General features: G+C 54.9%; 21 protein-coding genes. 9 read left to right on the plus strand and 12 right to left on the minus strand.

What is annotated here, in order from left to right:
- Positions 1-15: 15 nt before the first annotated feature.
- From M987_RS17365 to M987_RS17375, 3 genes are all read right to left on the minus strand, one after another.
- Positions 16-1,137: an amidohydrolase gene (locus tag M987_RS17365; protein WP_014070414.1), complete on the minus strand. Its 1,122-nt coding sequence runs from the start codon at positions 1,135-1,137 to the stop codon at positions 16-18.
- Positions 1,134-2,135 carry an MsnO8 family LLM class oxidoreductase gene (locus M987_RS17370; RefSeq protein WP_014070415.1) on the minus strand — a complete coding sequence of 334 codons (1,002 nt, stop codon included), beginning with the start codon at positions 2,133-2,135 and terminating at the stop codon, positions 1,134-1,136. Before M987_RS17370 ends, M987_RS17365 begins: the two co-directional genes overlap by 4 nt.
- A 65-nt stretch (positions 2,136-2,200) precedes the next feature.
- Positions 2,201-2,785, minus strand: coding sequence for an AAA family ATPase (locus tag M987_RS17375; RefSeq protein WP_014070416.1), 585 nt, complete (start codon positions 2,783-2,785; stop codon positions 2,201-2,203).
- A 349-nt stretch (positions 2,786-3,134) separates the two neighbouring features.
- Between M987_RS17375 and M987_RS17380 the strand changes: the two genes are divergently transcribed.
- On the plus strand, positions 3,135-4,670 hold the full coding sequence (locus M987_RS17380; protein WP_014070417.1) for a methyl-accepting chemotaxis protein: 1,536 nt from the start codon (positions 3,135-3,137) through the stop codon (positions 4,668-4,670).
- Here M987_RS17380 and M987_RS17385 read toward each other — a convergent pair.
- Positions 4,667-5,065 carry a (R)-mandelonitrile lyase gene (locus M987_RS17385; RefSeq protein WP_014070418.1) on the minus strand — a complete coding sequence of 133 codons (399 nt, stop codon included), beginning with the start codon at positions 5,063-5,065 and terminating at the stop codon, positions 4,667-4,669. The two genes, M987_RS17380 and M987_RS17385, sit on opposite strands and share 4 nt — an antisense overlap.
- A 112-nt stretch (positions 5,066-5,177) precedes the next feature.
- On the opposite strand from M987_RS17385, the gene M987_RS17390 reads away from it, so the two are divergent.
- Positions 5,178-6,068 carry a LysR family transcriptional regulator gene (locus M987_RS17390; protein WP_041162231.1) on the plus strand — a complete coding sequence of 297 codons (891 nt, stop codon included), beginning with the start codon at positions 5,178-5,180 and terminating at the stop codon, positions 6,066-6,068.
- Between the two features lies 1 nt (position 6,069).
- On the opposite strand, the gene M987_RS17395 is transcribed toward M987_RS17390, so the two are convergent.
- Positions 6,070-7,053, minus strand: coding sequence for an aldo/keto reductase (locus tag M987_RS17395; RefSeq protein ID WP_014070420.1), 984 nt, complete (start codon positions 7,051-7,053; stop codon positions 6,070-6,072).
- Positions 7,054-7,476: 423 nt separating this feature from the next.
- Here M987_RS17395 and ansP point away from each other — a divergent pair, with 423 nt between their 5' ends.
- Positions 7,477-8,973 carry an L-asparagine permease gene (gene ansP / locus M987_RS17400; protein WP_014070421.1) on the plus strand — a complete coding sequence of 499 codons (1,497 nt, stop codon included), beginning with the start codon at positions 7,477-7,479 and terminating at the stop codon, positions 8,971-8,973.
- Between the two features lie 97 nt (positions 8,974-9,070).
- Here the strand turns inward: ansP and yncE are convergent, their stop codons facing one another.
- Entirely contained in the window at positions 9,071-10,132 is a 1,062-nt protein-coding gene (gene yncE, locus M987_RS17405) for a 7-bladed beta-propeller protein YncE (protein WP_014070422.1), read from the minus strand.
- Between the two features lie 243 nt (positions 10,133-10,375).
- On the opposite strand from yncE, the gene pqqU reads away from it, so the two are divergent.
- Positions 10,376-12,490: a TonB-dependent receptor PqqU gene (gene pqqU, locus M987_RS17410; RefSeq protein WP_014070423.1), complete on the plus strand. Its 2,115-nt coding sequence runs from the start codon at positions 10,376-10,378 to the stop codon at positions 12,488-12,490.
- Between the two features lie 37 nt (positions 12,491-12,527).
- Here pqqU and M987_RS17415 read toward each other — a convergent pair whose 3' ends face one another.
- From M987_RS17415 to M987_RS17430, 4 genes are all read right to left on the minus strand, one after another.
- Entirely contained in the window at positions 12,528-14,069 is a 1,542-nt protein-coding gene (locus tag M987_RS17415) for a methyl-accepting chemotaxis protein (RefSeq protein ID WP_014070424.1), read from the minus strand.
- A gap of 186 nt (positions 14,070-14,255) precedes the next feature.
- The gene (locus tag M987_RS17420; protein ID WP_014070425.1) at positions 14,256-14,924 is read right to left on the minus strand and encodes a GntR family transcriptional regulator; all 669 of its coding nucleotides are present in this window, start codon (positions 14,922-14,924) and stop codon (positions 14,256-14,258) included.
- A 248-nt stretch (positions 14,925-15,172) separates the two neighbouring features.
- The gene (locus tag M987_RS17425; RefSeq protein ID WP_014070426.1) at positions 15,173-16,213 is read right to left on the minus strand and encodes an NADP-dependent oxidoreductase; all 1,041 of its coding nucleotides are present in this window, start codon (positions 16,211-16,213) and stop codon (positions 15,173-15,175) included.
- Between the two features lie 65 nt (positions 16,214-16,278).
- Positions 16,279-16,854, minus strand: a complete 576-nt coding sequence (locus M987_RS17430; protein ID WP_014070427.1) for a helix-turn-helix domain-containing protein — start codon at positions 16,852-16,854, stop codon at positions 16,279-16,281.
- Positions 16,855-17,004: 150 nt separating this feature from the next.
- On the opposite strand from M987_RS17430, the gene M987_RS17435 reads away from it, so the two are divergent.
- Both M987_RS17435 and M987_RS17440 read left to right on the plus strand, forming a co-directional pair.
- The gene (locus M987_RS17435) at positions 17,005-17,523 is read left to right on the plus strand and encodes a GNAT family N-acetyltransferase (protein WP_014070428.1); all 519 of its coding nucleotides are present in this window, start codon (positions 17,005-17,007) and stop codon (positions 17,521-17,523) included.
- A complete protein-coding gene (locus M987_RS17440) occupies positions 17,520-17,969 on the plus strand; it encodes a DMT family transporter (RefSeq protein ID WP_014070429.1) in 450 nt (149 codons plus the stop codon). The genes M987_RS17435 and M987_RS17440 overlap by 4 nt, the downstream gene beginning before the upstream one ends.
- Here the strand turns inward: M987_RS17440 and M987_RS17445 are convergent.
- Together M987_RS17445 and M987_RS17450 are read right to left on the minus strand one after the other, a co-directional pair.
- A complete protein-coding gene (locus tag M987_RS17445) occupies positions 17,966-18,199 on the minus strand; it encodes a YdcY family protein (protein WP_014070430.1) in 234 nt (77 codons plus the stop codon). The two genes, M987_RS17440 and M987_RS17445, sit on opposite strands and share 4 nt — an antisense overlap.
- A gap of 58 nt (positions 18,200-18,257) precedes the next feature.
- On the minus strand, positions 18,258-19,856 hold the full coding sequence (locus tag M987_RS17450) for an ABC transporter substrate-binding protein (protein ID WP_014070431.1): 1,599 nt from the start codon (positions 19,854-19,856) through the stop codon (positions 18,258-18,260).
- Between the two features lie 283 nt (positions 19,857-20,139).
- On the opposite strand from M987_RS17450, the gene M987_RS17455 reads away from it, so the two are divergent.
- From M987_RS17455 to M987_RS17465, 3 genes are read left to right on the plus strand one after another with little or no spacing between them, the layout of a single operon-like run.
- Entirely contained in the window at positions 20,140-21,486 is a 1,347-nt protein-coding gene (locus M987_RS17455; RefSeq protein WP_014070432.1) for an SrfA family protein, read from the plus strand.
- 4 nt (positions 21,487-21,490) lie between these two features.
- Complete coding sequence (locus M987_RS17460) at positions 21,491-24,472, plus strand: virulence factor SrfB (RefSeq protein ID WP_014070433.1); 2,982 nt, start codon at positions 21,491-21,493, stop codon at positions 24,470-24,472.
- Positions 24,469-26,643 (plus strand): virulence factor SrfC family protein, encoded by a 2,175-nt coding sequence (locus M987_RS17465; RefSeq protein WP_014070434.1) that lies wholly within the window; start codon positions 24,469-24,471, stop codon positions 26,641-26,643. The genes M987_RS17460 and M987_RS17465 overlap by 4 nt, the downstream gene beginning before the upstream one ends.
- Positions 26,644-26,653 lie beyond the last annotated feature (10 nt).

Genomic DNA, 26,653 nt, shown 5'->3' on the forward strand with positions numbered 1-26,653 from the left:
TTCACCTCTTATTTTTTAAACGTGTTGCAGTGCTTTTTCCGCAAGCTGTGCAAAATAGCGGGCAGCGGGCTCGATTAATGCTTCGTCAGGGTTAAATGCCGGATGGTGTAAACCAAAGGGGCTGGCGCTGCCAATACTGACAAATGCGCCCGGAATATTCTGGAGATAAACCGCAAAATCTTCCCCGCCCATATGCAGCTCTGCGTGACGGGTTTCATAACCCGCTTCCCGCGCAACCGAAGTGGCGAATTCCGCCCAGCGTTCGTCGTTCACCAGCGCCGTTGGCCCGGCGTACCAGGTAATATCAATCTGGGCGCTAAAGGCGCTGGCAAACCCGGCCGCGATTTCGCCCACCCGCGCTTTGACATTCTGCTGCACTTCAGTGCGGTGGGTACGCAGCGTCCCTTCCAGCTCTACGCTTTCCGGCAGGACATTCCAGGTATTCCCTCCGGCGATACGCGTGACGCTGAGTACCACGGAATCCAGCGTATTGACGTTACGGCTGGCCACGCTTTGCAACGCCGTCACCAGCTGGCTGGCCAGCACAATGGCATCATTTCCTTCGTGCGGACGTGCGGCGTGCGCCCCTTTTCCGGTAATGCGAATCACAAACCGGTCGACGTTGGCATAAAACGGCCCGCCGCGGGTGGCGAATTCACCGACCGGCAGCCCTGGCTCGTTATGCATCCCGAAGATGGCGCTGACATCATGTAAGGCCCCGGCGCGCACCATGCTTTTTGCCCCACCAAAATTCTCTTCCGCAGGCTGGAACAGGATCCGTACGCGCCCGTTCAGCGCGTCTTCACGCTCTTTCAGCTTCAGCGCGGCCCCCAGGATCACGCTCGTGTGGATATCGTGTCCGCAGGCGTGCATAACGCCCACTCGCTGTGAGCTAAACGGCACACCGCTGCGCTCCTCTATCGGCAAAGCATCAATATCTGCCCGCAGGGCAACCAGCTTTTTACCCGAACCAATTTCCGCCACCAGCCCCGTCGACAGCTCGTAAGGCAGCGGCGTGATGCCTGCACGGGTTAACCACTGACGTAAACGGGCAGTGGTTTCCACTTCCTGCCCTGACAGTTCCGGGTTCTGGTGCAGCTCACGGCGCCAGGCTATCAGTTGCTCACCAAAACTCATGCTGTGACCTCCTTGTTGAGTCGCGCCTGCGCCAGCAGACGCAGGGACTGAATACGCGATGCGCCATCCGCAACCGGTGTATCAATAATGAATTCGTCAATGCCCCACTGCTGGTGCAGCGCGTTAAGTTGTGCCAGTACCGATTCCGCCGTCCCCGCCAGCAGAGACTGCGCGCGACGGGCAATACGCACCGGCTCGCTCCCGGCCTGGCGGGCAAAAGCATAGGCCTGCTCTTCGCTTGCCACGGTCACGCGTTGCCCGTTTGCCAGCTCAACACCCCACACCTCCACTTTTTGCGCCAGGGCATCGGCCTGGATCTGCGAAGAGGCAACAATCACCTGTACCGCAACGATGACTTCACGGGCGCTGTTAGCCCGCCAGGTTGCAATCACATCGCGCAGCAGGTCGGGGTCACCGTTCAGGTGCGCGGCAAAGACAAAATGCCAGTCAAGTTTTGCCGCCAACAGCGCGCTTTCGGTGCTCGCTCCCAGCAAGAATCCCTGAGCCGGAACCTGTGGCAGCGGCGTGGCACGCACGGCATCGTCCTGCGACGGGTTTTCATTGCGTAACCAGCCATCCAGCTGCGTCAGTTGATCGGCAAAACTGCCCTTTTGTTGCGGGTTCTGACCCTGCTGTAACGCACGTGTGGAGAGCGGCAGACCGCCGGGCGCTTTACCCACGCCCAGATCCACACGCCCGGGAGCAATGGCCGCCAGAACGTTGAAGTTTTCCGCCACTTTGTACGGGCTGTAATGCTGGAGCATGACGCCGCCAGAGCCGACGCGGATGCGCTTTGTTTGCCCGAGGACCCAGGCAATCAGCAGCTCCGGCGAGGGGCTGGCCAGTTGAGGTGTATTGTGGTGTTCGGCAATCCAGAAGCGGTGATAACCCAGGGTTTCTGCCTGTTGGGCCAGGCTTAAGGTGCGCGCCAGCGCATCGGCAGCCGTTTCATTTTCGGCTATAGGGCTTTTATCCAGAATGCTGATTCGCCAGGACATGTTGTAATCTCGTTTGACTTAACATGTCGTCATTATTAAAGGCGGATTTCACCACTGAGAAACAATTAATTTACATTTGGATTGCCGGAAACTGGGAATGCAAAACCCTTTTCATACTGTGCCTTTAGCGAAGCAATCAGCGTTTCTGCGTCCTGCCGCCGGGTGATGCGCACAAAACGGATATGGTCATATTGCGGGTTTCGCATATCAGCTTCATAACGTTCGCGGTTACTGCGCCAGGTTTTGATTGTCCAGATGATGATGGACTCACGGCTGAAAAACGATCGACGAAAGCTTTCGCAATTTCCCGTGCCGGGCCACAGTTCCTGTTTATGCCACGCACGCCTGAATGCCCGGCTCACGGCCTGATACAGGGTACGGCCAAAACCGTAATCCACCCACACCACCAGATCCACATTGCGCCACTTAACAGGGCGCGTACGGTTATAGTTGCCGTCTAGCACCCAGTCCTCAGTGGCAGCTAACGTGTTTTCAAGCCTGGACCACAGCGCGTCGTCCTCTGTTCCTTGCCAGTTTGGGCGCCAGTAAAGCCGGTCCATCTCGATGTACGGGATAGCAAGCTCGGCGGCGATCCGCCTGGCAAGCGTGCTTTTTCCGCTCCCGCTGGTACCAATTATATTGATTTTCACTCTCCCTCCTGGCCTGTAAGAAGAAAAACTGAGCAAATCATAGCGTTTAAATCCTGTTAATAAAACGCTATTTCGGATTATCAGTTTACCCGGGGAGTCTACGTATCGCTGTTTATTTGGCTTAAGTCATTTATTTGCAGTGGTACGTTATTCTGAACCTGTAAATATTTTCATTTTTATTACATAGCCAAAATTAAACAGGTAAAAAATAGTTAACTTAGGGTGTTCCGAATACCTTTACTTTCAGGGAGAATACGCTCGCTGTAAAACAAAGAATAAAAGTTTATCTCTTGCCTGTGTCTTTATCGGGCGGCTTCTCTTTTACATATACATCACTATGGAGTTACTCATGAGGCGTAACACTCCCGTTACACAAAACGAGTATTTACTTAACGAAGGTTCGACGTTAATGTCGACAACCAATACGCACAGCCATATTACCTATGCGAATTCGGCCTTTATTGAAGCCAGTGGATATAAAGAAGAAAATCTTCTGGGTGAACCCCATAATGTTATTCGCCACCCGGATATGCCGGCCGAGGCATTTGGTGACATGTGGTTTACGTTACAGCAGGGAGAGAGCTGGACAGGGCTTGTCAAGAACCGCCGCCACAACGGGGATCACTACTGGGTGCGCGCCAACGTTACGCCGGTTTACCAGAATGACACATTAACCGGTTATATCTCTGTGCGTAATATTCCCGCCCGTGAAGAGATCGAAGCCAGTGAAAGACTCTATGAGAAAGTGCGAAATAACGAATTAAAACATCACCGTTTTTATAAAGGGTTGTTAGTTCGCCGCGGACTTTTCTCTTTTACCTCTGTTTTTAAGCGACTGAGCATTACCCGGCGCGTTAATATCGGTATTACCCTAACCGCCCTGTTCTCTTGTTTACTTTTCCTGATATTACCCAAAGGTATTAGTCAACTGGGTGGCGTAATTCTTCCGTTAATTATCCTGGCGTTATACCTTAATGCACAAATATCGCGGCCATTAAAAACCATTGTCAGCCAGATGCAGCGCGTGGTTTCCGGGCGTAAAACAGACTATTGCCATTTTGATCGGGTCGACGAAATTGGCCTGATGATGCGACTCGTGAATCAGTCGGGTTTAAACCTGAATTCGCTGGTGGATGATGTTGGTACCCAGATTGGCGGTATCGGCAATATCAGTCAGCAGGTGGCCAAAGAAGGCGCGGCCTTACAGGCGCGTTCCGAAGAGACGGCAGATGATTTGCAGCAAACCGCTGCGGCGGTAGAAGAAATTGCCAGTGCTGTGCAACAGACGGCAGAAACTGCAAAAGAAGCCATTCAGATGGCGGACCGGACCAGCGCCAGCGCCCACAGCGGCGAAGCGATGATGAAACAGACCATCGGCATGATGCAGTCGGTATCGCAGGATAACAGCCAGATTGTCGATATCATCGGCGTGATTGACCGTATTGCCTTCCAGACTAATATTCTGGCACTGAACGCCGCCGTTGAAGCGGCACGCGCAGGTGAAGCCGGACGCGGCTTTGCGGTCGTGGCGGCTGAGGTGCGCAACCTGGCGCAACACTCTGCCACGGCGGCCAAAGAGATCAAAACGCTGATCGAGAAGAACGTCGCCAGCGTGAACAACGGTGTGGAAATGGTGGAACAGACCGAAACGCATCTGACGGTGATGATCGGTAATGTGTTGCAGATGACCTCCCTGATTAAAGAGATCGGCCATGCCACACAGGAACAAACGCAGGCGCTTTCGCTGATTAACGAATCCATCTCTCGTATTGGCGTAATGACCAGCAACAACACCGGGATGGTCGATAATGTCGCCAACGCCGCCAATCACCTGACACAGCGCACCACGCGTCTGCAACAGGCGATAGCGGTGTTCGGCGGCTAGCTGTTCTGGTACTGCTCGTCGGTGACTTTTTCCATCCACTCTACCGGGCTACCGTTCACCGATTCGGCGATGGCAATATGGGTCATCGCCGTTTGCGCGCTGGCCCCGTGCCAGTGTTTCACGCCTGGCGGGATCCACGCGATATCGCCCTGATTCAGCGGCTCTGCCTCTTTATCCCACTCCTGTAACCAGCCGCGCCCCTGAGTCACGATAAGTGTTTGTCCCAGCGGATGCGTGTGCCAGGCGGTACGCGCGCCGGGTTCAAAGGTCACCGTTGCGCCACCCACGGCAGCGGGCTCAGTCGCCTGGAAAGGCGCATCAATACGAACAGTGCCGGTAAACCAGTCCTCAGGACCTCGGATGGAAGGTAACGAACCGCTACGGATAATTTTCATGTTGTACTCCTCGTTTGCTGTTGTGCTAACAGTAGCGCAAAGGTGTGTGGAGCATTAGACTGCATAATCAGAAAGGAACCATGAACGCAATTCATGAATCGGGTAACTGATGATGTTAAAAGACAATTTCAACGACTTGCTCTCTTTTATGGTGGTCGCCCGTGAACGCAGTTTTACCCGCGCGGCCGCCCAGTTGGGTGTTTCACAGTCGGCATTGAGCCACGCGATGCGTAATCTGGAGGCGCGGCTGGATGTGCGGCTGCTGACCCGCACCACACGCAGCGTTGCACCGACTGAAGCCGGTGAGCAACTCTTCATGCGTCTGAGTCCACACTTGCTGGAAATTGAACAGGAGCTTACCGCCCTGCGTGACACGCGTGACACGCCCGCCGGAAATATTCGCATCACCGCTGGAGAACACGCCATGACCTGCGTGCTGTGGCCGGTGCTAAAACCCTTTATGGCGAAGTATCCTGACATCCATGTTGAAGTGACCGTGGACAACGGCCTCACGGACATTGTTGACGGGCGGTTTGATGCCGGTGTGCGCCTGGGTGAGCAGGTCGCCAAAGATATGATTGCCGTACGTATTGCGCCCGATATGCGTATGGCGGTGGTCGGTTCACCGGACTATCTTGCACGCTTTGGTGTGCCGGAAGAGCCAGAGCAGCTTGCGCAGCACAACTGCATCAATATGCGTCTGCCCACGCGGGGAGGCTTATATGCCTGGGAATTTGAACGTGACGGTCGCGAGTTGCGGGTGCGCGTTGAGGGCCAGCTGACGCTGAACAACCTGCCACAGCGCATCGATGCCGCAGAGTCGGGTCTTGGCCTGGCGTATGTACCGGACGATACCGTCCAGGAGGCCATCGCTCAGGGACGGTTGATTCAGGTGCTTAAAGAGTGGTGCCCGGCCTTTGACGGCTATCATCTTTACTATCCCAGCCGCCGCCAGCACACCACCGCTTTCGCATTACTTGTCGATGCCTTGCGCAGCGCGTGAATTACTTCCCGACCCGCGCCTGTAAATGCTTCGGATAACGATCGCCCACCACATCAATTTGTTCCAGAGCAGCGTTGATGTGGCTTAACGCCACAGGTGACAACGTCACGCTTTCCGCACCCAAATTCTCCTCCAGACGGTGAAGTTTGGTCGTGCCCGGGATGGGGACAATCCACGGCGCTTTAGCCAACAACCAGGCGAGCGCGATTTGCGCAGGTGTTACCCCCTGCTCTGTGGCAAGACCTTTTACGATATCCACAAGCTGCTGGTTCGCCTGACGAGACTCTTCGCTGAAACGCGGAACAATATTGCGGAAATCACCGCTTGCAAAAGTGGTTGTGGCGTCAATCGCCCCCGTCAAAAAGCCTTTACCCAGTGGGCTAAAGGGGACAAAACCGATATTCAGTTCTGCCAGTAGCGGCAGGATCTCCTGCTCAGGCTGACGCCACCACAGGGAATATTCACTCTGTAGAGCCGCCACCGGGCAAACGGCGTGAGCGCGACGGATAGTCCCGACACCCGCTTCAGACAGCCCAAAATGTTTGACCTTGCCTTCGGCAATTAAATCCGCAACGGTGCCTGCCACGTCCTCCACGGGAACGTCCGGGTCAACGCGGTGCTGATAATAAAGGTCGATGTAATCCGTTTTCAGACGTGCCAGTGAGCCTTCGACCGCTGCCCGAATATGTTCCGGGCGACTGTTGAGCACCTGACCGGGTTGCTCGCAGTCAAAACCAAATTTCGTGGCGATCACAACCTGATCACGCACGGGAGCTAACGCTTCGCCAACCACTTCTTCATTCACAAAAGGGCCATAGATCTCAGCGGTATCGAAGAACGTCACCCCTTTTTCTACCGCTGCACGGATAAGGGAAATGGCCTGCTGCTTATCCGTCGCCGGGCCATAACCGAAGCTTAGCCCCATGCACCCCAGCCCTAATGCCGAAACCGTCAATCCATTTTGCCCTAATTGTCGCTGTTGCATCGTTCACCTCACGCGTCTTTTCGAGTGTTTTACTCTAGGCGCATTTTTTTATGAGCACTACAGCGCATATCTGCTTGTCCCTATGAACTCAATTCATCAATACCAACCGGCAACTATTAAGCAAATCTGATGATTAAATCGCCACTACACTTACTGGTTTGCCTGGAAATTCGCCACGATTCAGCGCGTTGTGATCCCCGTCTGCTCTGACCACACAATTTCCTTCGACAGACATCACTTTCGGCGCGGTTATATTTTGCGTCGCTTATCAATTGCGGGTAGGATGCGTCGCCATGTTCGCCTTATCCATACGCAGAAAGACTGGAAAGGCGACATGTGTCTGTGCATAGGCAATCGTTTGTATTGCCAGCTGCCAGACGGGACTATCACGACAATGGTTCAGACAGGCAAACAGGTAACTCAATGAAAACAAGCAATAAAAGCGCAGCCGATCATCACGCTGCGAAACGTCGCTGGTTGAACTCTCATGAAGAGGGCTACCACAAAGCGATGGGCAACCGTCAGGTTCAAATGATCGCCATCGGCGGCGCTATCGGTACGGGTTTGTTCTTAGGTGCAGGCGCACGTCTGCAAATGGCGGGTCCGGCTCTCGCACTGGTGTATCTGGTGTGCGGCATCTTCTCTTTCTTTATTCTTCGCGCGCTCGGCGAACTGGTTTTACATCGCCCTTCCAGCGGCAGTTTTGTCTCTTATGCCCGTGAATTCCTCGGCGAAAAAGCAGCCTACGTTGCGGGCTGGATGTACTTCGTCAACTGGGCGATGACCGGTATTGTCGATATCACCGCCGTTGCGCTGTATATGCATTACTGGGGTGCGTTTGGTGATGTACCACAGTGGGTGTTTGCCCTTGGCGCCCTGGCCATTGTCGGGACCATGAACATGATCGGCGTGAAGTGGTTCGCCGAAATGGAATTCTGGTTTGCGTTGGTAAAAGTTCTGGCGATTGTGGTGTTCCTGGTGGTCGGTACGGTGTTCCTCGGCAGCGGTAAACCGCTGGATGGTAGTGCCACGGGCTTCCACCTGATAACCGATAACGGCGGTTTCTTCCCGCATGGTCTGCTGCCTGCGCTGGTGCTGGTACAGGGTGTGGTGTTCGCGTTTGCCTCTATCGAGCTGGTCGGTACGGCTGCGGGCGAATGTAAAGATCCGCAGACCATGGTGCCAAAAGCGATTAACAGCGTTATCTGGCGTATTGGTCTGTTCTACGTGGGTTCTGTGGTACTGCTGGTACTGCTTCTGCCGTGGACGGCATACCAGGCAGGTCAAAGTCCGTTCGTGACCTTCTTCTCTAAACTCGGCGTGCCTTATGTCGGCAGCATTATGAACATCGTGGTACTGACCGCGGCGCTCTCAAGCCTGAACTCCGGTCTGTACTCCACCGGCCGTATTTTGCGCTCGATGTCGATGGGTGGCTCTGCACCGAAATTCATGTCGAAAATGAGTAAGCAGCAGGTGCCTTACGCGGGTATTCTCGCCACGCTGGTGGTCTATGTCTTTGGCGTGTTCCTGAACTATCTGGTGCCGTCTCAGGTGTTTGAGATCGTCCTGAACGTGGCTGCACTGGGCATTATCGCCTCCTGGGCCTTTATCGTGGTTTGCCAGATGCGTCTGCGCAAAGCGATTAAAGAAGGTAAAGCCGCAGAAGTCAGCTTTAAGCTGCCTGGCGCGCCGGTAACCTCCTGGCTGACCCTGCTGTTCCTGTTCAGCGTGCTGGTGCTGATGGCGTTCGATTACCCGAACGGCACTTACACCATCGCCACCATTCCACTGCTGGCTGTGCTGCTGATTGCAGGCTGGTTTGGCGTGCGTAAACGCGTTCACGAAATTCACAGCACCGCACCTGTTCATCCTGATGATGAAAAACAGGACGGCCCGCTGATTGAAGAGACATCGCGTTAATACCGCACGGCAGTCATGAAAAAAGGGAAGGCATTTTGCCTTCCCTTTTTTTTGCCCGGCGGCGCTACGATTGCCCGGGCCTACTTTGACATCCGCGTTACAAAACGATACGGATCACGTCGTCCGGCTGGGTGGCTTCCTGTTGGCGGGTGGATTTCTGCTTCACCGTCACGTACAGGGTTTTGCCGTCGGCAGAGAGCGCCAGGCTGTTCGGATAGACCGGGGTATCGTACGTTTTAGTGACTTTATAGGTCTTCGTGTCAATTACGCTCACCTTGCCCGCTTCGCGATGTGTGACGTAGGCTTCGTTACGCGCCGGGTTGAACAGCACGGCCAGCGATTCAGGCGCGGCAATTTTCTCGATAACGCTGCCATCTTTCAGGCTAACCACCAACACTTCCGGCTGTTTTGAATCGGTCAGGAATGCGCGCTGTCCGGCAGTGTCCAGGCTCAGATTCAGGTAGAAATGTTCTTTCCCGTCATCCTGCACTTTCTTACGGCTGAGGATTTTATGGGTGGTCGTATCAATCGCCACCAGTTCGCCATCTGCGTTAGTGGTGTAAAGGCGTTTGGCCTGAGCATCAAGCGCCAGACCGGTGCTGAACGTACCGGTGTTGGCAATGGTATCTTTCAGCTTCAGCGTTGCACCATCAACCACCCAGATAACACTCTCTTTGCCAATGCCGGTGATGTAAACGGTATTAGTGGTGTCATCCGCGACCAGCTGACGTGGCTGTAACGGTTTCACCGTTTCGCTGCGCTTGCGGTCGTCCAGCACCAGGCGCCCTTTCACCTCACCTGTTTTCGCGTCAATGGCCGTTACCGCGCTGTTGGTGGTATTGCCAAACCACAGCGTCTGGGTGGCGTTATCGATCGTTGCCCCAAACGGCTTGAGATCGTTATGGATCGCTTGCGTCACTTCCAGCGTCACCGGGTCCAGGCGATAAACCACGCCGCCTTTATCGGTTTTACGGCTTAATGATGTCGCAACCCACAGCGCATTCTCCTGCTGACTTACGGCCATCTCATATGCGCCCTTGCCGACGGCTTTACGCAGCATCTCTTCGGCGGCATGAACCTGGAAAGTTCCGGCAAACAGTAAGGAGCCTAACAGCAGAGAATTCCGCAGGCGCGGTGAGCACAGGTGACGTAAAGACATAACAATTCCTTTTTAAAAGAGGTGGTGTACTGCTGACATCGCTTCCGTCAGGCAAAGTCATGGCTTCGCCGTCATTTTAATGAGAATAGTAATCATTAATCTGCTGAATGTGGAGTTTTTCTTTCCCTGGCCACCTTTCATTAACGCAATGTGCGGTTATAGTTTTCAAAAGATTTACAAAAGATTTAACATGTATGCACATGTTCCATTTGGTTCGTATTTTTTCCTCAAGCGGTTTACTCCATGAAAATCTTTTCTGCCTCTAAGGCAACCTTTCCGCTGCTGCTGGTTCCTGTTGTTTTCGCCCCTGCCGTCTCGATGGCCGCAGAAGAACAGACCATGATCGTCAGCGCCACGCCACAAACCGTATCGGAACTCGATACCCCGGCGGCGGTCAGCGTCGTCAACGGGGACGATATGCGCCAGGCGGCCCCGCGCATTAACCTTTCGGAATCCCTCGGCAGCGTGCCGGGTCTGCAAATTCAGAACCGCCAGAACTATGCGCAGGATTTACAGTTATCCATGCGTGGCTTCGGCGCGCGTTCAACCTTTGGCGTACGCGGGATCCGTATGTACGTAGACGGCATCCCGGCCACCATGCCTGACGGCCAGGGCCAGACGTCCAACATTGATCTGACCAGCGTGGACACCGTGGAAGTGTTGCGCGGGCCATTCTCTGCGCTCTACGGCAATGCCTCTGGCGGCGTGATCAACATCAACACCCAGACCGGGCAACAACCGCCCACCATTGAAGCCAGCAGTTATTACGGCAGCTACGGCACCTGGCGCTATGGCCTGAAAGCCACCGGCGCAATGGGTGATGGCACGCACGCGGGCGATGTGGATTACACCGTTTCGACTACCCGCTTCACCACCAAAGGCTACCGCGACCACAGCGGCGCGCGCAAAAACCTCGCCAACGCCAAACTGGGCGTGCGTATTGATGATGTCAGCAAGCTGACGCTGATGTTTAACAGCGTGGACATGAAAGCCAACGATCCGGGCGGCCTGGACTACCAGGAGTGGCGAGACAATCCGCGTCAGTCGCCGCGCGGGGATCAGTACAAAACCCGTAAAACCATCAAGCAGACGCAGGCCGGGCTGCGCTATGACCGTCAATTAAGCGCCCAGGACGACCTCAGCGCGATGATGTACGCGGGTGAGCGTGAAATGACGCAGTATCAGTCCATTCCGTATCAGCCGCAGCTAAAAGCCACCCACTCCGGTGGTGTGATTGACATGCAGCGCCATTATCAGGGCATTGATACTCGCTGGACGCACAAAGGCGAGCTGCTGGTTCCGGTCACCTTTACCACCGGGCTAAACTACGAAAACATGAGCGAAGATCGCCGGGGTTATCAGAACTTCGTCATGAATAACGGCGTGCCAGACTACGGCGTCAAAGGTGAAAAACGCCGCGATGAACGTAACCTGATGTGGAACGTTGACCCTTATCTGCAAACCAGCTGGCAGCTGACGCAGAAGCTCTCGGTGGATGCGGGTGTGCGCTACAGCTCCGTGTGGTTTGACTCTAACGACCATTACGTTACCCCGGGGAATGGCGACGACAGCGGTGATGCGAGCTATCACAAGTGGCTTCCGGCCGGTTCAGTTAAATATGCACTGACCGATGCATGGAATCTGTATGCCGCAGCGGGACGTGGGTTTGAAACGCCGACCATTAACGAGCTTTCTTACCGTTCAGATGATAAAGGCGGGCTGAATATTGGCCTGAAGCCGTCGACCAACAACACCTATGAAGTGGGCAGCAAAACGCGTATCGGCAATGGCCTGCTGACGGCCGCATTGTTCCGTACCGACACGGATGACGAAATTGTGGTGGATGCGAGCTCTGGCGGGCGCACCAGCTATAAAAACGCCGGTAAAACGCGTCGTCAGGGCGTTGAACTCTCCCTCGACCAGCAGTTTGCCGAGAACTGGAAGCTGAAGATGGCGTGGACATATCTGGACGCCACCTACCGCACCAACGTCTGTAGCGATGCCGACTGTAACGGTAACCGGATGCCGGGCATTGCCCGCAACATGGGTTACGCATCCTTTGGCTGGCAGCCTGAAGAAGGCTGGTATGCTGGTACCGATGTGCGCTACATGAGCGATATCATGGCCGACGACGAAAACACGGCGAAAGCCCCGTCTTACACGGTTGTAGGCCTGAATACCGGGTATAAATTCAATTACGGTAACTGGGGAATGGACGTGTTTGGTCGCGTTGATAACCTGTTCGACAAAGAGTATGTCGGCTCAGTGATTGTGAACGAATCTAACGGGCGGTATTACGAACCGGCTCCTGGCCGTAACTACGGTGTAGGGATGTCAGTCTCCTACCGCTTCGAGTAAGCAAACACCCGGCAGCGTCCTGCTGCCGGGTTGTTTATTACGCCGCCTGCGCGCTCTGTTCAAGACGGAACGCCGCCACCAGCTCTTCCAGCACGCGCGCCTGATCTTCCAGCGCCCCTGCCGCCGTGGACGATGCACCCACCAGCGAGGCATTTTGTTGCGTGGTGGTATCCAGCTCCATCACCGCCCGTGAAATCTGTTCGATCCCGCGGCTCTGTTCTTCAGACGCGGACGAGATTTCACCCATGATGTCATTCACCCGGGTGACCGATTCCACCACCTGCTCCATCGTCTGCCCGGCCTTCACCACCAGGTCGCTGCCTGTGGTGATGCGGTTAACCGATTCACTGATCAACAATTCGATATCCTTCGCCGCCTGCGAGCTGCGCTGGGAAAGGCTACGCACTTCGCTGGCCACCACCGCAAATCCACGCCCTTGCTCACCCGCCCGCGCCGCTTCCACCGCAGCATTCAGCGCCAGAATATTCGTCTGGAACGCGATGCTGTTGATAACCGCAGTGATGTCGGCAATTTTTTGCGAACTGGTGTTGATATCGTTCATGGTGTTGACCACATCGCGCATCACGCGCCCGCCGTGGGTGGCGGTCTGCGAGGCTTCCGCTGCCAGCTGGCTGGCATGACGGGCGTTATCGGCGTTGTTTTTCACCGTGGCGGTTAACTCTTCCATGCTGGCTGCCGTTTCCACTACTGCGGCGGCCTGCTGTTCAGTGCGCGAAGAGAGATCGGTATTTCCTTCGGCGATATCACTCGCCGCCTGAGAAACCTGCGCCACGCTGTTGCGCACATCACCAATCATCGAACGCAGCGTGTCGTTCATGCGCCCCATCGCCCCGGTGAGTTTGCCCAGCTCGTCATTGCCCTGCGCGCGGATATCAGAACTGAGGTCGCCACTGGCGATACGTTCAGCCAGTAACAGGTTATGTTTTACCGGACGGGTGATTTGGCGAGTCACCCACCATGACACCAGGATGCCAAAGAGGATGGCAATCACGCCGACAATCGCCGTAATGGTGCTGGAGCTGTAGGCCAGTGCATCATTGTGGGCTTTTACCAAAGCGATAATATCCCGGATGGCGGCACTGCTGTTATCGCCCGCGGTTTTGACGTTATCTTCGGCTGTTTTCAGCGCCTGCTCTGCCGTCGCATCACCCTTATTGGCTTTTACAGCGGCCATTGCGGTCTGCATGTCTTGCACACCCGCGCCAAACTGCGCCAGGTGTTCGGCAATCGCGTCAACGATTGGGGCTTCTTTTGCCGTCCAGCTCAGTTTTTTGGCTTCAGCCGTTAATTCTTCGGCATGTTTCACATACCCGGCCAGAAGCTGACCCGATTTTTCATCCCCGTTATAGAGGTACTTGAGTCGGTTAATCTTCGCCTGGAATACTTCAATATTGATATTGTAGATAAGGTTGGTCTGTTGATATACATCGCGGATTTCTTTGAAGCGCAGCACGCTCATGGCGGTTGAAACCGCCACCAGCAGCAATACCACACCAAAACCCGCTGAAAGCTTTTTGCTCATTTTTATATTACGTAATCGAAGGCTAATACTAAACATCCTGGGCTCCTTAAAAGGCAAATGTGCCTTTACCCGTTATCGGCAGGATGTGGGGTTATTTCATAGCGGCGTTGGTCTTATCTGTAGAAAAATGAAATAACGTTCCCGGTGACATCGTGCCACCAGGAAATTATTAATATAATGAATATTTGAAATTAAAAGATGCGACCTGTAGTAAATAATTCCTTAACTAAAATATTGCCGTTGTAAAAGTACATTCGCTTCATCAATCAGAGTATCAATCGCTTCCTGGCTGGCTTCCACATCTCTTCTTTCGAGTGCAGAAAGCAGTTCAGCATAGTGATATGGCGAGGCGGTGATGTCGTTCAGCCCCTCATGCAGGTAGTTGATACACGGCCCAATTCGCACCCACAACTGCTCAATAAGTGCGCTGAGCGTTGGCATGTCGGCATATTGATAAAGTGTGAAACGGAAAATACGGTTGGCATTTAGCGCCTGCTGAACATTTCCATTGCGCATGGCCTGATGGAAAAGATCCGACAGCTCGCGCAATGCCGCAAGCTTCGCATCAGACATGCGCTCACAGGCTGCGGCGACAGCCATAGGCTCAAGTTGTTTTCTGATGGCGTTAATTTCGTTATAGCGTTCCAGCGTCACTTCAGGCACAAGGAACGCCTGAGCCGGTGTCGCATGAAGCGCGCCAGCTGACACCAGTCGCAACAGCGCCTCGCGAACCGGAGTAATACTGGTGCCTAATTTATCGGCGATCTCTTTAGTAATCAGCCTGGCTCCCGGTTTCAACGAACCGGTAATTAATGCCCCTTTCAGACTGATTTCGACCTGCATGGTAAGACTGACGCGCTGTGCCTTTTCTAAATTATCCAAATCAAGCATGTTTAATTCCCGTAGCCAAAACAAAATGCTATTTTCAGCGTCCGTGAAAATACGACGCCGCTAGATATATCCTGTATCATGGTGCCTGGTATTGGGAAATGCGCTTAAAACGCAAATATTACACATTTTGTTTTTTTACTCTCCCCGCTCAGCAATGCCGGCGGTGAAGAGGATGTGCTGGTTTAATTAAAGACAATATATCGTATCTTCACAAATATTTATGGCGGGTATTCCCGCCATAATCGGATTTATTTGTTTTCAGTCGCGACACGTATCACGACTTTGCCGAAGTTTTTCCCTTCAAGCAGGCCAATCAGCGCCTGGGGCGCATTTTCCAGCCCGTCAATAACCTGTTCACGATAGTGGATTTTACCTTCCTGCACCCAACGTCCCATTTCCGCCTGGAACTCCTGGACGCGGTGACCGTAATCTTGCCCGATGATAAAACCCTGCATCCGGATGCGTTTTTTGAGGATCGTCGCCATTAACAGCGATAAACGGTCCGGGCCATCCGGCAATCCGGTGGCGTTATAACCGCTCACCAGGCCACACACCGGCACGCGCGCCGAGGTATTCAGTAACGGCAGCACGGCATCAAAGACTTTGCCTCCGACGTTTTCGTAATACACATCAATCCCGTTCGGACAAGCTTTCGCCAGCTGCGCCGCAAAGTCGTCCGCATAGTGATCCAGGCAAAGATCAAAACCTAAAATCTCGGTGGCATAGCGGCATTTCTCTGCTCCACCCGCAACGCCAATGACCCGGCAACCTTTAATTTTACCGATTTGCCCAACCGTGGCGCCCACCGGCCCGGTGGCCGCGGCAACCACCAGCGTTTCTCCCGCTTTTGGCTGCCCGATGTCCAGTAACCCCATATACGCGGTAAAACCTGGCATCCCCAGCACGCCAAGTGCCCAGGAAGGATGCGCCGGGTTTTCGCCCAGTTTCACCAGACCGCTGCCATCGGACAGCTCATACTCCTGCCAGCCGCTGTAACCCAGCACCCACTCACCCGGTTTGAAATCCGGATGATTTGACTGCTCAACGCGGCTGACGGTGCCGCCCACCATCACCGCGCCAATTTCTACCGGCGGCGAATAAGACGGGGCATCGCTCATGCGACCACGCATATAGGGGTCAAGAGACAACCACTCGGTGCGCAGCACTATCTGCCCCGCAGCAGGTGTCGGGACTGGCTGCGCTTCTGAACGGAAATTCTCAGCGACCGGTGCGCCATGTGGACGAGAGGCCAGAACCCAGCGACGATTTTGCAGTGGAGATTGACTCATATCGTGTTCCTTATTGTGCAAATGTCATTAGAGACTAGCCCCTTATGATGCAGGCCGCTTTAGCATTACGAGCCGGACTGATTAAGCCGAACGACCAGATAAATACAGGAATTCTCGGTTTCATTGATAAAACGGCAGTCGTTGGGCGGCCCCAGCTCCAGGCAGTCTCCGGCTTTCATTTCGTGGCGGGTATCGCCTTCCTGAAATACCAGTTCGCCTTCCTGTAACCAGATAAGCTGACGTGCCAGCGCATAGGACGACGCAGGCATGGGTACATCACTGCCCGCAGGCAATTCCACCTGGACCAGGTCGATAGGAAGATCGGTTCTCGGTGAAACGTGGCGGCGAAGATAGTGGCTTTGCGGATCGCGCCAGACCGGCTGATTCGCCAGGCGCAGCAGTTTTCCTTCCTGCATTTCGGCTCTGGCAATCAGCGTGGACATACTGATTCCAAACGCGCCGGATAAACGGGCAAGCAAGGTCGCCGTTGGGCTGCTGTCCCCACGTTCAATCTTATGGATCATGGCGCGTGAGACGCCTGCCCGGTCGGCAAGCTCGCTCAGTGACCAACCGCGCGACTCGCGTTCAATGCGAATTCGTGCGCTAATCCGTTGATTCATATTGTCTGTAATAGTATTCATGACGTCATACTATAGTGTATGAACGGCAATTCAATGGTGTTTTCATAACAAAAAAATATGGCTTATACCGTAGCGATTTGGTGAGGCAGTTGTGTAATATTGTGCTAAACACGTACTACTATAGTGAACAACACATTCAGAGGTTCAATCATGATAATTCGCCACGCCAGCAAAGAAGACTGCGCCGCCATCGGTGAGATCTACAACCACGCGGTAGTTCATACCGCAGCAATCTGGAACGATAAAACCGTAGATACCGATAACCGTATCGCCTGGTATGAAGCGCGTATTCTGGTGGGGTACCCGGTGCTGGTCAGTGAAGAAAACGGCGTGGTGACAGGGTATGCCTCATTCGGCGACTGGCGCGCCTTCGATGGCTTCCGCCATACGGTTGAACACTCGGTCTACGTTCACCCGGAACACCAGGGTAAAGGTATTGGCCGTCAGCTGATGAAAGTCCTGATCGTCGAGGCGCGTAACATTGGCAAGCATGTGATGGTGGCCGGGATTGAAGCGCAAAATCATGCATCTATTCATCTGCACGAGACACTTGGCTTTGTCACTACCGGGCAAATGCCGCAGGTCGGCACCAAGTTTGGCCGCTGGCTGGATTTAACCTTTATGCAGTTGCAGCTGGACGAGCGCACCGACCCGGACGCCATTTCATGAATCAATCACTGACGCTGGCATTTCTGGTGGCGGCGGGTATTGGCCTGGTGGTGCAGAACACCTTAATGGTGCGCATCACTCAGTCCACCTCCACGATCCTTATCGCGATGTTGCTGAACTCACTGGTAGGGATTGTCCTGTTCGTCAGCATCTTACTGATCAAGCAAGGTACAGCCGGATTTAGCGAGCTGGCATCTACCGTACGCTGGTGGACGCTGATCCCCGGTTTGCTGGGCTCGTTTTTTGTGTTTGCCAGTATCAGTGGGTATCAGAACGTGGGCGCTGCCACCACCATTGCGGTACTGGTCGCAAGCCAGCTTATTGGTGGGCTGGTGATGGATGTACTGAGAAGTAACGGCATCCCACTGCGCGCACTGATTGGCCCAGGATGCGGCGCAGTGATGCTGGTCGTGGGAGCCTGGCTGGTGGCAAGGCGCCAGTTTTAAAGGATAGTGCCGCCCTTCGTGAGGTGCTCGTGACGCGCCTCCATTTCTTCTTTGTGCTGCTTACCGTGATGCGCAATCGCGGTACGCAGCCGCTGCTGCTGGGTAAAGCGATCTTCGCGGCCCAGCTCAGCATCATCGCTCAGTTCGATAAGCAGCTCATTCATGTGAGTTATAACGCTCTCTTCAAGCGCGGCATCCACACGGGCGATGACTTCGTTTAAATGTGACATTGTCACTCCTTGTTATGTGCCCGGCGGGCGGCGCTACGCTTACCGGGCGATAAAATGCTTAGTTCAGCTTCGCTTTCGAGAAATCGCTTCCCATCAGGCTCACGCTGTATCCCGTAATATTACTACGGGTAGCATAGAAGGTCTTCCCGTTTGCCAGCGCAATCCACGGCGCCTGCTGGTAGAAGATCTCCTGCGCCTGGCTGTAGAGTTTCGCGCGGTCGGCCGGGTTGCTGGTAAGCTTGGCTTTCTGTACCAGGCCATCATAACCCTTGTCGCACCAGCGCGCGGCGTTTGAACCGGTCTTGATGCTGTTGCAACCCAGCAGCACGTCGGCAAAATTATCCGGGTCACCGTTATCCGACATCCAGCCAAACAGCGCAGAATCGTGCTCGCCTTTACGCATTCCGGAGAGGTACTCGCCCCACTCGTAAGAGACGATTTTCGCCGTCACGCCCACTTTCGCCCAGTCGGCCTGGATCATCTCCGCAATACGGCGAGAGTTCGGGTTATACGGACGCTGCACCGGCATCGACCACAGCGTCACCTCTGCGCCCTTCTCCAGTCCGGCCTGCTTCAGCAGAGCTTTCGCTTTCTCAGGATCGTAGCTGTAATCTTTCAGATCCTTATTAAAGCCCATCATATTTGGCGGAATAGGTGATTTTGCCACTGTACCGGAGCCCATAAAGACCGCGTTAACGATCGCTTTTTTGTCGGTCGCATAGTTGAGTGCCTGGCGTACCAGCACGTTATCAAACGGTTTTTTCTCGGTGTTAAACGCCAGATAGCCCACGTTCAGCGCATGCACGGAATGCAGGGTCAGATCTTTGTTGTTTTTGATAACATCAAACTGCACCGGAGATGGCGCAGGGATAATCTGGCATTCGTTGGTTTGCAGCTTCGCCAGACGCGTTTCCACGTTCGGCGTGATGGAGAAAATCAGGTGTTTGGTCGGCACCGCGCCATCCCAGTAGTTCGGGTTCGCGATGTAGCGGATCAGCGAATCCACTTTGTACTGCTGGAGCACGTATGGCCCGGTACCAATCGGCCAGGTATCCACGTTCTCTGGCGTTCCCTTTTTCAGCATCACATCCGCATATTCCGCAGACAGAATAGAGGCAAAATCCATCCCCCAGTCGGCCAGGAATGCGGCATTCGGTTCGCTCAGGGTGAACTGGACATGATAGTCATCAATCTTTTTAACGTCCTGAATCAGCTTATCCAGGCCTACGTCGTTAAAGTATTCGTAATTGCCCTTCGACACATCGTGATACGGGTGTTTAGGGTCTTTCTGACGCATAACGGAGAAAATAACGTCATCGGCATTAAAATCACGGGTCGGTTTGAAGTATTTATTGCTGTTGAACTTGACCCCTTTACGCAGCGTAAAGGTATAGGTCTTGCCGTCCGGAGAAATGGTCCATGACTCCGCCAGCGACGGAACCGGGGTATTTTTTACCGGGTCAAAGTTAATCAGGCGGTTGTACAGTACCTGAGAGCTGGCGACAAATGAGGGACCGGAGCTGGCAATCTGTGGGTTGAATGACTCAGGCGAGGCTTCAGAACAATAAATAATGGTGTCGTTGTTCGCCGCCCATGCGGCACTTGCCGGTAAAAGAGTGCTCAGCGCAAGCGCGAGCAGCGTTTTCCCTGTAGACATGGTTATAACCCTTTCGGTTTTATTATATAGGATAGTAATAACAGCACAGCCCGGATGGCCTGGCAAATAACGAAACACTATCAGGTTATTCTAAAGCAGTGCTTTTCGCTGGTTTTACAGCCAGTGACTCTGAAATTGATTTGCCTTAAGTGCCATTATTCGTCAAGCACAACCGTCACGATCAATGCCGCAAGAAATCCCCCCTTTTAGCCTCTCTTCCTCCGTTTGCTTGATGAGCAGTTTCGTTAAAGTAACGGTGTGAAGAAGTAAATGGGACCAAATCGTGGCAAAAACTCTTTTACGCAGCGGTAATCTGGATGACTTTCAGGCCGTTGGCGGCGGCGGACAGGCCGTTTTTGAATCAGCGTTGCAAATCCGTGAAGCACTTCGCCTGCGAAAACAGCAGGCCATTGTCGATTGTCTGGCTATCCCTCAGGTCAATGATGGTGGCGACCGCGTAGACTGGTATTCACCGGTTGACGGGATGGTCACCAGCTGGAAAGCTGCCGACGAAGATACCCGCTTCCGCGCCCTGCGCTATCTGGAAAACACCCTCGCGAGCGTTGAATCGCTGAGTAAAAAGTGCCTCCAGTCGCCTAAAACTGCGCAACAACTTTTTGGCTCCCTGCTATCTAAAGCCTTTCAGTTTCCTGGTGAAAACTTCCTGTTTTTGCTTGATGGCAAACCGGTTATCACGTTCTGGGGCTTTGTGAATCTTAACGAGAACGCCCGCGATGACGTTCTTGAATGCCTGCGCGAGTCGCTTATTCCTGAACCTGCGCCCGTGGTGATTGAAGATCCAGAACCCGAACCGGAACCCGCTCCGGTCATCACGTTTGAACAGGCCGACGAACCGCTGATGACACCGGCGACGGTGGTGCGTATTACGCCAGAAGATCTGTATGAGCCGGAGCCAGCACCCGTTGTCATTCCTCCCGTCGAGGAAGCCCAGCCGGCACCGGAAATCGTGCGCAAAAAGCGTCGTGTCCCGCTGTGGTCCCTCCCTGTTGCGGCGGTGCTGGTTGCCGCGGTTGCCGCTCCGCTGCTGTGGCCAAAACAAGCGCCATCCCAACCAGTTGACCCCGCTCCTGCGCCGACGCCTGTGGCTATTGCCCCACAGCCGGTGAAAACTGTTGAACCGTTGCCAATGAATCTGCCTCTGCATCAGGCTGAAGTGCTGGTGGCAAAGGTTAAAGAGCCAGAGCCTGCTCCGGTGCAAGCCACGGTGGTGATTGCCGCTATCCCGAAAGATGCCATGGTGATGGACGCAAACCAGGTGAAAGCCGGTTCAACCCGTTTCCTCAACGGCAGCTGGCGCGCCATTCTGGATGTGAAAGATCCGGTCACGGGCAAACCACCGTCATTACGCTTCCAGATCCAGAACAACAAGGGCTTTGCCCGCGTGGTACACGGCGACAATATTGTGTGTCGGACCGACGTATTTTCCGGATTACACAGCAATGGCGAGCTGATGATCAAAAGTCGTGGCAACGCGCGCTGCACCGATGGCTCGCGCTATCCGATGCCTGAGATCGCCTGTAAAGCCGGAACCAGCGATGTGGCGGAATGCAGCGCACGTTACGATGCCAAAACCATCGTTCCATTGACGTTCAAGAAAGCAGGTGCATGACCCTATGCTGGTAAATCTTTGCGACTATAAACAAAGCGTTACGCTTATTGCCAATAGCGGCGTGCAATTCCTTGATTTTGGTCTGACCCCGCAGGACACCGCCAGCAATGGTCGGTTTGTCCGAAAAACGGCCAATGGCCCGCTGCTGCGTCTGGACTTCGATTTGGTTAATGGGCGCTACACGCTGCCAGGCACCGGGGGCGCGCAGCCCGAAGTGGTTAAGCCGGAAAGCACGATCCCACTGCATCAGTCCCTGACGGTTCTGGATGGCGTGTGGCTTCCGGTGCCTTTCCTGCGTTTTAACCCGCCGCGCACCTTTGTTGATGGCCCGGATAACTGGGCTCGCGTTCAGGTACGTAAGCTTGATGAGCCAGACAGCGCCGGTAATACCCACCGGGTAACGTTTGCACTCGACAGCCAGATTGCCGAACACGCCACATCCGCCCTTTCGCCCGTCGGGAACGATATCCTGAACGGCACGCGCTTTGCGCTGGCCTGGCGCGATGACGAAGTGGACAGTTTCCTTGACCAGACCTGGATTGACGGCTGGCTGCGTGAAGCATTCAGCCAGTTCGCGACAGGCGTGGAAAACCGTTCTGAACGCGACCTGCAACAGGCGATGCGCGGCTTTGAATACCAGGCCCACTGGCTGAACATGCTGACCATGCTCGGTGAGCAGCTCACCGTGCCAGAGGTGAAGTTTGTTACCCACACGCTCAGCACGCCAGCCATTCCAGTCGACCTCATCCTCGACGTCGGTAACACCCATACCTGCGGCGTGATCATCGAAGATCACGGCGATGCCAACGACGGACTGCGTCAGACGGCTGAGCTCCAGGTGCGCTCCCTGAGTGAACCGCAGTTCCTTAATGAGCCGCTTTTCACCAGCCGCCTTGAGTTTTCTGAAGCGCGTTTTGGCAAGCAGCATTTCTCGGTTGAAAGCGGCCGTGAAGATGCTTTTGTCTGGCCATCTATCGTGCGAGTGGGCGATGAAGCCCGCAAGCTGGCGATGCAGCGCCTGGGAACCGAGGGCAATAGTGGGATCTCCAGCCCACGTCGCTACCTGTGGGACGAAACCCCAGTGGTGCAGGACTGGCGTTTCAGCCAGATGAACAGCAAAACCCAGCGTGAGCCGTTAGCGACTGCCTTCCCGCTGATGAACCTGATGAACGACGACGGCGAGCCGCTCTTTACTCTGCCACAGGATGAGCGTTTGCCTGTGTTTTCACCGCAGTACAGCCGCAGCACCCTGATGACGCACATGCTGTGCGAACTGCTGGCCCAGGCTCTGGGGCAGATCAACAGCGTGGCAACGCGTCTGCGCCTGGGGTTCCCTGCTTCACCTCGCCAGCTGCGCACCCTGATCCTGACGCTGCCTTCCGCCATGCCAAAACAGGAGCGCGAGATTTTCCGCCGCCGCATGTTTGAAGCCATCGCGATTGTCTGGAAAGCCATGGGCTGGCACCCGCAGGATGAAGATTTTGCCAGCCGTAAGCAGCAGGAAAAGAGCGTCGTTCCGGTACCTGAGATCCAGATGGAGTGGGACGAAGCCAGCTGCGGCCAGCTAGTGTGGCTTTACAACGAAGCTATCTCCCATTTCGGCGGGCAGACTGAAGCGTTCTTCGCCTCTCTTGCTCGCCCGGACAGAGCGCCAGAGCCAGGGGTGAACCCCGCTCGTTCCCTACGCGTTGCGTCCATTGATATTGGCGGCGGCACCACGGATATGGCGATCACGCATTATGCGCTGGACGATGGCTCGGGTAACAACGTCAAAATCACGCCACAACTGCTGTTCCGCGAAGGCTTTAAGGTAGCGGGTGATGACACCCTGCTGGACGTGATCCAGCGTTATGTCTTACCAGCCCTGCAAACTCAGCTTCAGAAATCCGGCATTGCCGATGCATCAATGCTGATGGCGTCGCTGTTTGGTGATTCCGGGCGTATCGACACGCAGGCGGTGTTACGCCAGCAAACCGCGCTCCAGCTGTTTATGCCAATCGGCCACGCCATTCTTGCCGCCTGGGAGAGCAGTGATATCGACGATCCACTTGCCGGACTGCACGCAACCTTTGGTGATTTGCTGAACCAGAAACCCACCCGTAACGTGATGGGTTATCTGCAACAGGCCATTGACCACGCCCTGCCTGCGGGCTCGGCGGAATTTGATCTGTTCGCAGTGCCGCTGCACGTGAATTTCCGTGAAATGCAGGACGCGATGCTGGCAGGCCAGTTTACGCTGGCGGCCCCGCTCCATGCCGTTTGCGAAGCGATTTCACATTACAGCTGCGATATTTTGCTGATCACGGGCCGCCCGGGCTGCCTGCCGGGCGTTCAGGCGTTGATTCGCCACCTGCAACCTGTACCGGTCAACCGCATAGTCTGGCTGGATAAATATCAGGTACATGAATGGTATCCGTTCAGCCAGCAGGGGCGTATTGGCAACCCGAAATCCACCGCCGCAGTGGGTGCGATGCTGTGCAGCCTGGCGCTTGACCTGCGCTTGCCGCGCTTTAATTTTAAAGCCGCGGACATTGGTGCGTACTCCACCGTGCGTTATCTGGGTGTGCTGGATAACACAGTGAACACGCTGCGCGAGGAAAACGTCTGGTATCAGGATATCGACCTCGACAAACCAGGGGCGAAACTGGACGCTCGCCTGCACTTCCCGTTGCGCGGAAATGTGACCCTGGGCTTCCGTCAGCTGGCGAATGCACGCTGGCCGGCGACACCGCTGTACACCCTGAGCATCAACTCTGCCGAGCTGGCAAAAGCCATTGCCGGAGATGGCGTGCTGAATGTGCGTCTGAAACTTCGCGGCGGGAGTAAGCACGAAGGGCCTGAATCCTTTGAGCTTAGCGACGCCTGGCTCCAGGATGGTACCCCGGTTCCGGCTGATGCCTTAACGTTTAAACTGAATACCCTGGCCGATCGCCGTCACAGCGGAAGCCACTACTGGATCGACAGCGGGAGCGTATACCTGAAATGACTGCGATGACTGCCACCACTCAGGCCATAATCGAGTGGATCAACGACACGCGCCAGCACGCTCCCGTTCTGGATAACGACGCTGACGCACTGCTGGCACGGGTCAATGCCGCCCAGGCGCGCGAGCAGGCTATCGATCGTGCACTGGCAAGCCGCAGCAGTATCGGGCTTTACGGGCATTCTCAGGCGGCAAAAGCGCATCTGCTGGCCTCCCTGTGCGGTAGCGGCAACGCCCGCCTGAATGTCGTCCCGGGACAACGCACTTTTGATTATTTTTCACATATCAACCCTGGCCACGCGCTGACCAATATGGCCGTGCGCTTCACCCGAGAAAGTCGCGATATCGCCGATGAGGCGTTTCCGCTGCGTCTGAGTCTGGTGACAGAGGCAGAGCTGGTACAGCTGTTTATTGCCCGCACCACGCTGCATCCGCAGATCCGCCCTGTCGATAAATCCGTGATTGAGACGCGCCTGGAAAAATGGCGCGCACTTCGCCAGCCTCAGGGCGTGCCGGGCATTACCGCTCAGGAAGTCGGTGCCATTGCACGCTTCTGGCAAAGCACGGTGCCAGGCGCTAAACAACAAATGGATGATGCGCTCTGGCATCAGTTTGCCCTTCTGGTGCCATCTCTTGATTTAAGCACCCGCGCAAGCGTCTGGTCATTGCTGTGGGGAGAACAACAAGAACTGACCCAACAGTGGCTGAAGCTGGCTCATGTCCTGCATCAGACCAGCCATGCCAGCGAACTTGCCGCACCGCTCAGCCTGCTGGTGGATAACTTCGGTCTGCCGAGCGAAGGTTTTCTGACTCACGGCGCGTTGACGTCACCTGAGTCACAGGAAACGTTGCTTCACCCGCTTAACAACGGTGAGATGCTCAACGCCATCAGTATTCCTGTGGATGTGCTGGCCTTCCTGACCCGCGAACTGGTGCTCCCGGTTGAAAACGCAGTTCTGGATAACGTGGATATCATTGATATTCCGGCGTTCTCAGACAGCAGTAGTCCGCTGCTGACCCAGGCAAAATGTTTGTGGCTGCTGGAGCATTATCGCCAGCAGCTTCAGCCGGATGTGCTGGTTATCTGTAACGCTACAGCGCAACATGAGCAGACGGCAAAAATCGCAAAAGTGCTTCTTAACTGGGTTAAGGAGACGCAGCCGTCCGTTGATTCTGCCCTGCCGGGGCTGGTCTGGGCGATTACCCCACATGATGCCCGCTTTACCACCAAACAAAACCTCGACGAAGCAGTCCAGCAATTGCTTGGCAAACCCGGCCAGCGCTGGGGCACATTACAAGCACTGGATAGCCACAGTATGCAGCGCGTGGTTGAGTGGTTGTCTCAGGCAACGCTGTCAGCACAGCGCCAGACCCGTCTTCGTACCCTGAAAACGTTGTTGCAGAAGGAATTATCCGCCCTGATGCAAAGCTATCTGGCACCTGCGACGCTGGAACCAGGCGCAAGACGTGCTCAGGCCGAAAACATGGTCCGAATGCTCCAGGCCAGTGCTGCGCGACACGGCGAGTTGCTGGAAGGCCTTCTGCCGCCTCTTAAAGCCTTCGAAACGCTGTTAGCCGTTCAGCAACCGCGTGAGGAGCAGGTCAACGGGTTGTTTACCGATGTGATTGACCTGTTCGCGGAAAATGCCCAGGAGAATAGCAGCCCGTTCCAGACAAAAGACAAAGCCAGGCTGGCACACAAGGTGTGGATCAATCACCTGCGCCAGTGGAGCCGGAATGAAGCCGCCGCCGCCCGCTTAGGCCTGGAGCCAGCGGTGTTACAGCAAATTGCGGATGTCCTGGTCACCAGTAGCTATCGTCTGGATCTGGCGCAACAACTTCAGCGTATTGTCGAAGCAGATAAAAGCAGTGCGGCGCAGTTACATGCCGTGATGGGGAATTTCATCGGCTGGCTGGGTTACGAACAGACACCTGTTACAGACCGCCCAGCCAGCCGAGTGCGCAAAGGCCAGCCTATCTTTGTCACCCCGGTGGTTAATAGCGCGACACCGCGTCTGACGCATCTGGGTGAACAACCTGTTCACGCTGCAACCGTCTACGTTTACGACTGGCTGGTTGCGCTGTACAGCCGGGCTACCGAGAACATCGATTACCAGGGCCCGTACGATGTCCAGCCCAGCGCCCGCCAGGCCTTACAGGCTATTTTGCGCTAGCCCATGTCAG

The organism is Enterobacter soli ATCC BAA-2102 (genome assembly GCF_001654845.1).
Taxonomy (GTDB): Bacteria; Pseudomonadota; Gammaproteobacteria; order Enterobacterales; family Enterobacteriaceae; genus Enterobacter; species Enterobacter soli.

What these genes read in the sequence shown, in the direction of transcription:
- M987_RS17365 (WP_014070414.1), bottom strand. Translation starts at nt 1,137, where the DNA reads ATGAGTTTTGGTGAGCAACTGATAGCCTGGCGCCGTGAGCTGCACCAG.
- M987_RS17370 (WP_014070415.1), bottom strand. Translation starts at nt 2,135, where the DNA reads ATGTCCTGGCGAATCAGCATTCTGGATAAAAGCCCTATAGCCGAAAAT.
- M987_RS17380 (WP_014070417.1), top strand. Translation starts at nt 3,135, where the DNA reads ATGAGGCGTAACACTCCCGTTACACAAAACGAGTATTTACTTAACGAA.
- M987_RS17385 (WP_014070418.1), bottom strand. Translation starts at nt 5,065, where the DNA reads ATGAAAATTATCCGTAGCGGTTCGTTACCTTCCATCCGAGGTCCTGAG.
- M987_RS17390 (WP_041162231.1), top strand. Translation starts at nt 5,178, where the DNA reads ATGTTAAAAGACAATTTCAACGACTTGCTCTCTTTTATGGTGGTCGCC.
- M987_RS17395 (WP_014070420.1), bottom strand. Translation starts at nt 7,053, where the DNA reads ATGCAACAGCGACAATTAGGGCAAAATGGATTGACGGTTTCGGCATTA.
- ansP (WP_014070421.1), top strand. Translation starts at nt 7,477, where the DNA reads ATGAAAACAAGCAATAAAAGCGCAGCCGATCATCACGCTGCGAAACGT.
- yncE (WP_014070422.1), bottom strand. Translation starts at nt 10,132, where the DNA reads ATGTCTTTACGTCACCTGTGCTCACCGCGCCTGCGGAATTCTCTGCTG.
- pqqU (WP_014070423.1), top strand. Translation starts at nt 10,376, where the DNA reads ATGAAAATCTTTTCTGCCTCTAAGGCAACCTTTCCGCTGCTGCTGGTT.
- M987_RS17415 (WP_014070424.1), bottom strand. Translation starts at nt 14,069, where the DNA reads ATGTTTAGTATTAGCCTTCGATTACGTAATATAAAAATGAGCAAAAAG.
- M987_RS17420 (WP_014070425.1), bottom strand. Translation starts at nt 14,924, where the DNA reads ATGCTTGATTTGGATAATTTAGAAAAGGCACAGCGCGTCAGTCTTACC.
- M987_RS17425 (WP_014070426.1), bottom strand. Translation starts at nt 16,213, where the DNA reads ATGAGTCAATCTCCACTGCAAAATCGTCGCTGGGTTCTGGCCTCTCGT.
- M987_RS17430 (WP_014070427.1), bottom strand. Translation starts at nt 16,854, where the DNA reads ATGAATACTATTACAGACAATATGAATCAACGGATTAGCGCACGAATT.
- M987_RS17435 (WP_014070428.1), top strand. Translation starts at nt 17,005, where the DNA reads ATGATAATTCGCCACGCCAGCAAAGAAGACTGCGCCGCCATCGGTGAG.
- M987_RS17440 (WP_014070429.1), top strand. Translation starts at nt 17,520, where the DNA reads ATGAATCAATCACTGACGCTGGCATTTCTGGTGGCGGCGGGTATTGGC.
- M987_RS17445 (WP_014070430.1), bottom strand. Translation starts at nt 18,199, where the DNA reads ATGTCACATTTAAACGAAGTCATCGCCCGTGTGGATGCCGCGCTTGAA.
- M987_RS17450 (WP_014070431.1), bottom strand. Translation starts at nt 19,856, where the DNA reads ATGTCTACAGGGAAAACGCTGCTCGCGCTTGCGCTGAGCACTCTTTTA.
- M987_RS17460 (WP_014070433.1), top strand. Translation starts at nt 21,491, where the DNA reads ATGCTGGTAAATCTTTGCGACTATAAACAAAGCGTTACGCTTATTGCC.
- M987_RS17465 (WP_014070434.1), top strand. Translation starts at nt 24,469, where the DNA reads ATGACTGCGATGACTGCCACCACTCAGGCCATAATCGAGTGGATCAAC.